Source organism: Bacillus sp. FF-1 (assembly GCF_028548245.1).
GTDB lineage: Bacteria > Bacillota > Bacilli > Bacillales > Bacillaceae_G > Bacillus_A > Bacillus_A paranthracis.
This window is the reverse complement of record NZ_JAQQGG010000012.1, coordinates 89151-96680: the sequence shown is the minus strand read 5'-3', so window position 1 is coordinate 96680 and position 7530 is coordinate 89151. Positions and strand designations below refer to the sequence as shown.

Annotated in this window: 5 protein-coding genes, 9 tRNA genes and 2 rRNA genes; all 16 read left to right on the top strand. The window is 38.7% G+C overall.

Going from position 1 to position 7530, the window contains the following annotated elements:
• A 23S ribosomal RNA gene (locus PQF83_RS26665) occupies window positions 1-119 on the top strand; the annotation flags it as partial.
• Window positions 120-219: 100 nt separating this feature from the next.
• Window positions 220-335: ribosomal RNA gene (rrf, locus tag PQF83_RS26660) — 5S ribosomal RNA — on the top strand.
• A gap of 8 nt (window positions 336-343) precedes the next feature.
• Window positions 344-418 (top strand) — tRNA-Asn (locus tag PQF83_RS26655).
• Window positions 419-420: 2 nt separating this feature from the next.
• Window positions 421-512 (top strand) — tRNA-Ser (locus tag PQF83_RS26650).
• Between the two features lie 17 nt (window positions 513-529).
• Window positions 530-604, top strand: a tRNA-Glu gene (locus PQF83_RS26645).
• Between the two features lie 5 nt (window positions 605-609).
• Window positions 610-685, top strand: a tRNA-Val gene (locus PQF83_RS26640).
• Window positions 686-702: 17 nt separating this feature from the next.
• Window positions 703-786: transfer RNA gene (locus tag PQF83_RS26635), tRNA-Tyr, on the top strand.
• 65 nt (window positions 787-851) lie between these two features.
• Window positions 852-926: transfer RNA gene (locus PQF83_RS26630), tRNA-Gln, on the top strand.
• A gap of 5 nt (window positions 927-931) precedes the next feature.
• Window positions 932-1007: transfer RNA gene (locus PQF83_RS26625), tRNA-Lys, on the top strand.
• 5 nt (window positions 1008-1012) lie between these two features.
• A tRNA-Gly gene (locus PQF83_RS26620) sits at window positions 1013-1084 on the top strand.
• Between the two features lie 10 nt (window positions 1085-1094).
• Window positions 1095-1167, top strand: a tRNA-Ala gene (locus PQF83_RS26615).
• Between the two features lie 115 nt (window positions 1168-1282).
• The gene (locus tag PQF83_RS26610; protein ID WP_000869604.1) at window positions 1283-2428 is read left to right on the top strand and encodes a glycerate kinase; all 1146 of its coding nucleotides are present in this window, start codon (window positions 1283-1285) and stop codon (window positions 2426-2428) included.
• 209 nt (window positions 2429-2637) lie between these two features.
• A complete protein-coding gene (rocF, locus tag PQF83_RS26605) occupies window positions 2638-3531 on the top strand; it encodes an arginase (protein ID WP_000711569.1) in 894 nt (297 codons plus the stop codon).
• 248 nt (window positions 3532-3779) lie between these two features.
• Window positions 3780-4601, top strand: a complete 822-nt coding sequence (gene cdaA / locus PQF83_RS26600) for a diadenylate cyclase CdaA (RefSeq protein WP_001115701.1) — start codon at window positions 3780-3782, stop codon at window positions 4599-4601.
• On the top strand, window positions 4594-6081 hold the full coding sequence (locus PQF83_RS26595) for a CdaR family protein (RefSeq protein WP_000359576.1): 1488 nt from the start codon (window positions 4594-4596) through the stop codon (window positions 6079-6081). The genes cdaA and PQF83_RS26595 overlap by 8 nt, the downstream gene beginning before the upstream one ends.
• Window positions 6074-7420 carry a phosphoglucosamine mutase gene (gene glmM / locus PQF83_RS26590; RefSeq protein ID WP_000521474.1) on the top strand — a complete coding sequence of 449 codons (1347 nt, stop codon included), beginning with the start codon at window positions 6074-6076 and terminating at the stop codon, window positions 7418-7420. Before PQF83_RS26595 ends, glmM begins: the two co-directional genes overlap by 8 nt.
• The last annotated feature ends 110 nt before the right edge of the window (window positions 7421-7530 follow it).

Genomic DNA, 7530 nt, shown 5'->3' with positions numbered 1-7530 from the left:
AGATTTCCCATAGCGTAAGCTAGTAAGATCCCTGAAAGATGATCAGGTTGATAGGTTCGAGGTGGAAGCATGGTGACATGTGGAGCTGACGAATACTAATAGATCGAGGACTTAACCATATAATATGTAGCAATGTTATCTAGTTTTGAGAGAACATAAAAAACTTGTTGACTTTTAAAGAAAATAAGTTATAATAATGATTGTCTCAAAAGAATAATGTCTGGTAATGATGGCAGAGAGGTCACACCCGTTCCCATACCGAACACGGAAGTTAAGCTCTCTAGCGCCGATGGTAGTTGGGACCTTGTCCCTGTGAGAGTAGGACGTTGCCAGGCAATATTATTCCGCAGTAGCTCAGCGGTAGAGCTATCGGCTGTTAACCGATCGGTCGTAGGTTCGATTCCTACCTGCGGAGCCATTGGAGAGCTGTCCGAGTTGGCCGAAGGAGCACGATTGGAAATCGTGTATACGTCACAAGCGTATCAAGGGTTCGAATCCCTTGCTCTCCGCCATAGGATTTATAATATTTGGCCCGTTGGTCAAGTGGTTAAGACACCGCCCTTTCACGGCGGTAACACGGGTTCGAATCCCGTACGGGTCACCACTTTTGGAGGATTAGCTCAGCTGGGAGAGCACCTGCCTTACAAGCAGGGGGTCGGCGGTTCGATCCCGTCATCCTCCACCATATATATTTTAAATGTCGGAGGGGTAGCGAAGTGGCTAAACGCGGCGGACTGTAAATCCGCTCCTTCGGGTTCGGCAGTTCGAATCTGCCCCCCTCCACCATTTTCTTTAAAATAACCTGAGAGGGTTTATTTTTTTGAAAAGATAACCATACTAGTAAATATTAATGGGCTATAGCCAAGCGGTAAGGCAACGGACTTTGACTCCGTCATGCGCTGGTTCGAATCCAGCTAGCCCAGCCATTTACGAGCCATTAGCTCAGTTGGTAGAGCATCTGACTTTTAATCAGAGGGTCGAAGGTTCGAGTCCTTCATGGCTCACCATTTTCGCGGAAGTAGTTCAGTGGTAGAATACAACCTTGCCAAGGTTGGGGTCGCGGGTTCGAATCCCGTCTTCCGCTTAATTACTAAGGGGCCTTAGCTCAGCTGGGAGAGCGCCTGCCTTGCACGCAGGAGGTCAGCGGTTCGATCCCGCTAGGCTCCATCTAATAGAGAAAGCTTACATCATATGATGTAAGCTTTTTTTGTGTTTAAAAAGACAACTTTCATACTTGTCATTTAAAATAGAGAAAACGTGAAAATAAAGGATGGGGATAATTATGAAAGTTGTTATTGCATCTGATTCATATAAAGAAAGCTTAACAGCTATAGAAGTATGTGAAGCTATTGAAAGAGGTTTTGGAGCAATTTTTCCTAAAGCAGAGTACGTAAAAATACCAATTGGAGATGGAGGGGAAGGAACGGTCAATTCCCTTGTTGATGCTACAAGCGGGAGGATTATATCATTTCATGTGACAGGACCGCTTAGAGAGAGCGTACAAGCCTTTTACGGTATGTCTAAAGATAAAAAGACAGCGTTTATTGAAATGGCAGCAGCATCAGGCTTACAACACGTTCCGGCTAAAAAGCGAAACCCACTTATTACGACGACGAAAGGAACAGGAGAACTTATACTACATGCGCTAGACGAAGGAGCTGAGCATATCATTTTAGGACTTGGGGGAAGTGCTACAAATGATGGAGGAGCGGGTATGTTGTCAGCTTTAGGAGTCAAGTTCATAAATGGAAAAGGAGAAGTAATAGAGCCGTCTGGTGGAACGTTACATTCGATTGTCTCTATTGATTTTTCACAAATGGATTCACGCTTAAAGCATATAAAGATAGAAGCAGCATGTGATGTAGATAATCCGTTAGTTGGAATAAAAGGAGCATCTTTCGTATTTGGACGACAAAAGGGTGCGGATGAAGAGATGATGAAAGAGCTGGATGAGAATTTAAAGCATTATGCGCATATCCTTAAACAATACCTATTTTGCGACGTATCTAAAATACCTGGTGCAGGAGCTGCAGGAGGTATGGGTGCAGCTGTTATTGCAGTGCTAAAGGGAGGCTTGCGGAGAGGAATTGAAATTGTATTAGATTATACAAATTTTGATAAGCATATAGAAGGTGCAGATTTAATTATAACTGGCGAAGGGAGAATAGATGAACAAACAGCATATGGAAAGGCACCAGTAGGTGTTGCGGAGCGTGCAAAGCGTCTTCATATTCCTGTCATTGCGATTGGGGGATCAGTATCTCCGAATTACTCGGCTGTTCATGAAAAAGGAGTTGATGCAGTATTTAGTATTACAACAAGTCCGATGACATTAGAGGAGGCATATAAAGTAGCAGAAGAGAATATTGAAATGACAGCAAAGAATATTGCAACAGTGTGGAAAATAGCATCAGAAAAACCCTTCTAAATGCGGGAGTGTTTTTTATTATTATCTAATAATAATGATAGTAGTTGCTTCATTAAGTTAACTTTATACATAGAATAGTCTTAACATTTTGATTTTGAAGCGAATATAAGTGAATAATTTGTATATCCATACAGAAAAATGTCGAGTTGAGTCAGAGTATATAAAAGATTTAAAATATTTAGTGAAGGCACAAAAGGGGGATACTATCTATGAAAAAAGAAATTTCAGTTATTGGAGTTCCAATGGATTTAGGCCAGATGCGTCGTGGCGTTGATATGGGACCGAGCGCAATCCGTTATGCAGGTGTAATTGAAAGAATTGAAGAAATTGGATATGACGTTAAAGATATGGGAGATATATGTATAGAGAGAGAAAAAGAAGTAGATGTAAATACAAGCTTAAGAAACCTTACACAAGTTGCAACTGTATGTAACGAATTAGCAAGTAAGGTGGATCATATTATAGAAGAAGGGCGTTTTCCACTTGTATTAGGTGGCGATCATAGTATCGCTATTGGTACATTAGCTGGTGTTGCGAAACATTATAAAAACCTAGGTGTTATTTGGTATGATGCACATGGTGATTTAAATACAGAAGAAACTTCACCATCTGGAAATATTCACGGTATGTCACTTGCAGCAAGTTTAGGGTATGGACATCCCACGCTTGTAGATTTATACGGGGCATATCCAAAGGTGAAAAAAGAGAATGTCGTAATTATCGGTGCACGTGCATTAGATGAAGGAGAAAAAGACTTTATTCGAAATGAAGGTATTAAAGTATTTTCAATGCACGAGATTGATCGTATGGGTATGACGGCTGTTATGGAAGAAACAATCGCGTATTTATCTCATACTGATGGTGTGCATTTATCATTAGATTTAGATGGTCTTGATCCTCACGATGCACCAGGAGTTGGAACACCTGTAATTGGTGGCTTATCTTATCGTGAAAGTCATTTAGCAATGGAGATGTTAGCGGAAGCTGATATTGTTACATCTGCCGAGTTTGTTGAGGTAAATACGATTTTAGATGAGCGAAATAGAACGGCAACAACAGCGGTTGCTTTAATGGGTTCTTTATTCGGTGAAAAACTAAAATAAATGTAAGAAAAGCAACTGAGAAGTTGCTTTTTTTATTTGAAAATAGGCGTATAATAATGATTTATATTATACTGTACGATAAGAATGTTTGACATCTTACCAATTTAGACTAAAGGGGGTTGTTTGTAATTGTCGTTTGTTTCATGTATGGTATAATTAACTAGTTGTTGGAAATACATACAGATAGAGCATAAAACAATATTTCAATATATGGATAGAATTGCTCGTAAGTAGGAGGAAGGGTTAGCATGCCTTTTGAAGATACGACCATTTTGAAATATCTTAGTACGGCATTAGATATTGCCGTTGTATGGTTTATTATATATAAGCTAATTCTCATAATCCGAGGGACGAAAGCTGTTCAACTTTTAAAAGGGATTACAGTTATTATTGTCGTTCGGATGATCAGTATTTTTCTTGAATTGCGAACGCTATATTGGCTAACTGAACAAGTATTAACGTGGGGATTTTTAGCCGTTATTATTATTTTCCAGCCAGAATTGCGAAGAGCGCTTGAGCAGCTAGGACGCGGGAGTTTATTTTCGCGTACTGGAACTCACGAGGATGATGAGCCTGAAATGGTTGCAACAGCGATAGCGAAAGCAACGGAATATATGGGGAAACGTAGAATTGGTGCATTAATTACCTTGTCAAAAGAGACCGGTATGGGTGATTATGTAGAAACGGGTATTCCGCTAAATGCAAACGTATCATCGGAATTACTCATTAATATTTTCATTCCAAACACACCTCTTCACGATGGAGCAGTAATTATGCAAGGAAGTACCATTAAAGCAGCAGCTTGCTATCTTCCGTTATCGGAAAGTCCATTTATTTCTAAAGAGTTAGGAACTAGGCATCGCGCTGCAATGGGAGTTAGTGAAGTTACTGATAGTATTACAGTAGTTGTGTCGGAAGAAACAGGCCAAATTTCTTTAACGAAAAATGGTAAGTTGCATCGTGATTTGAAGACAGAACAACTGAAAGATATGTTGTTATCTGAATTTAGTGCGAACGAAAAAACGACTTCTTCGTCTTTATGGAATTGGAGGAGAAAGCGTCATGGATAAGTTAATGGAGAATCATTGGTTTTTAAAGGGGATCTCATTACTATTGGCGTGTATGCTTTTTATGTCAGCGACTTTAACTGAAAAAAATACGACATCGGGGATACTACCTTTTGCAAATGATGCGAAAGAAACATTAACTAATTATGCTATTAACGTTAAGTATGATGAAGAGAAATATATTGTAAGTGGTATTCCGGCAGAGGGCGTTAAGGTGAAGTTAGAGGGTCCAAAAGCAGCAGTTGCTACGGCAAAAGCGAAAAAACAATTTGATATACCAGTTGATTTGAGAGGTAGCGAAAAAGGAACGTATGAAGTTTCTTTGAAAACGAATGGACTTCCAGATGATGTGAAAGGAACAGTTCAGCCATCAACAATTAAAATTACTCTTCATGAAAAAGCGAGAAAATATGTTCATGTAGACTTGAAATTATCAAATGAGGATCAAATGCCAGCTGGTGCTACTCTCGAAAAATCAAACATTAAACCTGATACGGTTGAGGTAGTTGGGACGAAAGAAGAAATTGAAAGTATTTCATCTGCTAAGGCGTATGTTGATTTAAAAGGTGTTAATAAAACTGTTACAAAAACAGCCGAAGTTACATTATACAATAAAGAAGGAAAACGTTTAAATGTAAGAACAAGTCCATCTAAAATTAGTGTAACGTTGAATGTGGCGACGCAAGCTACGGCCAATAATACTGAAAAAACTGTTCCTATAACATATGCGAAAAAGGGGAGTTTACCGGAAGGATTGGCCGTTACAAATATTAGCGTTGAGCCGAGAGAAGTAACGATAGCAGGTCCAAAAGATATATTGGATAATATACAATCGATAGAGGGGGTCGAAGTAGATCTTAGTCAATTGACAGAGTCTACAACATTCGATACCTCTGTTTTATTACCAAAGGGTGTAATAAGTGCGAAGCCAAATCAAGTAAAGGTTTCAGTAGGCGTACAAAAAACAAAACAAACGAAAACAAGAACGATTGATGGTATATCAATTCAAAAAAATGGACTTTCTAAAGACGTTACGGCCCAGTTACTTTCGCCGCAAGATGGGAAGATAAGCGTTGATATTTCAGGAGAAACAAGTATAGTAGATAAAATAACAGCTGCTCAAATAACAGCAGTGATTAATCTACAAAATGTGTCTCCTGGGACGAAGGATGTTGCTATTCAAGTGAGTGGCCCTGGTAATATTTCAATAGAGCCAAAACAAAAAAGTGCTAAAGTTACAATTGTGAAGAAAGAAAATCCCGATAAAGAAGTACAGGGTAACGGTGAGCAACCAAATTCAAATAATAATAAAGATAATCAAACTGAAAAACCAAAAAATCCTGAACCTGAACCTAAGCCTGATCCAGAAAAGGAAAAGGAGAAGGAGAAGGAATCGGAACAAAATGAAGATAAAGAAACTAGCCAAGAGCCAACAGTAGATAATCAAAAAGAGCCAGAAAAAGGAGCGAATCATAATGGGTAAATATTTTGGTACAGATGGAGTACGCGGGGTTGCGAATAAGGAGTTAACACCTGAATTAGCGTTCAAAATTGGACGTTTTGGTGGTTATGTATTAACAAAAGATACAGACCGTCCAAAAGTAATTATCGGCCGTGATACACGTATATCAGGACATATGTTAGAAGGAGCTTTAGTAGCAGGTCTATTATCAACTGGAGCAGAAGTAATGCGTCTTGGTGTTATTTCTACACCAGGTGTTGCTTATTTAACGAAAGCGTTAGATGCACAAGCTGGTGTTATGATTTCTGCATCTCATAATCCAGTACAAGATAACGGAATTAAATTCTTCGGTTCAGACGGTTTTAAATTAACAGATGAGCAAGAAGCAGAAATTGAAGCTTTATTAGACAAAGAAGTGGATGAATTACCACGTCCAACAGGTACGAACCTTGGGCAAGTGAGTGATTATTTTGAAGGTGGACAAAAGTATTTACAATACATTAAACAAACTGTAGAGGAAGATTTCTCAGGTTTACATATCGCTTTAGATTGTGCGCATGGTGCTACGTCTTCTTTAGCTCCGTACTTATTTGCTGATTTAGAAGCTGATATTTCAACAATGGGAACTTCACCAAACGGTATGAACATTAACGATGGAGTAGGTTCTACGCATCCAGAAGTATTAGCTGAATTAGTAAAAGAAAAAGGTGCTGATATTGGTCTTGCTTTCGATGGTGATGGTGACCGTTTAATCGCTGTAGATGAAAAAGGAAACATTGTTGATGGCGATCAAATTATGTTTATTTGTGCAAAGTACATGAAAGAAACTGGTCAACTAAAGCATAATACAGTTGTTTCAACAGTTATGAGTAACTTAGGTTTCTACAAAGCACTTGAAGCTAACGGTATTACAAGTGATAAAACAGCAGTTGGTGACCGATACGTAATGGAAGAAATGAAGCGCGGAGGTTACAACTTAGGTGGAGAACAATCAGGCCATATTATCTTACTTGATTACATTACAACTGGTGATGGAATGTTAAGTGCACTTCAACTTGTAAACATTATGAAAATGACGAAAAAACCATTATCTGAGCTTGCAGGAGAAATGACAAAATTCCCGCAATTACTAGTAAACGTTCGTGTAACAGATAAAAAACTAGCACTAGAAAACGAAAAAATTAAAGAAATTATTCGTGTTGTAGAGGAAGAAATGAATGGTGATGGCCGCATTCTTGTTCGTCCATCTGGAACAGAACCACTTATTCGTGTAATGGCAGAAGCACCAACACAAGAAGTTTGTGATGCATATGTACATCGCATTGTAGAAGTTGTGAAAGCGGAAGTTGGCGCTGAATAATTTAATAAATGTATTGAAAAGGAGCACAATAAGTGCTCCTTTTTCATATGTTTTATAGATGGTGAAAAAATTTTCATTGACGGTTTATCCATGTTTGTTATAAGATGGTC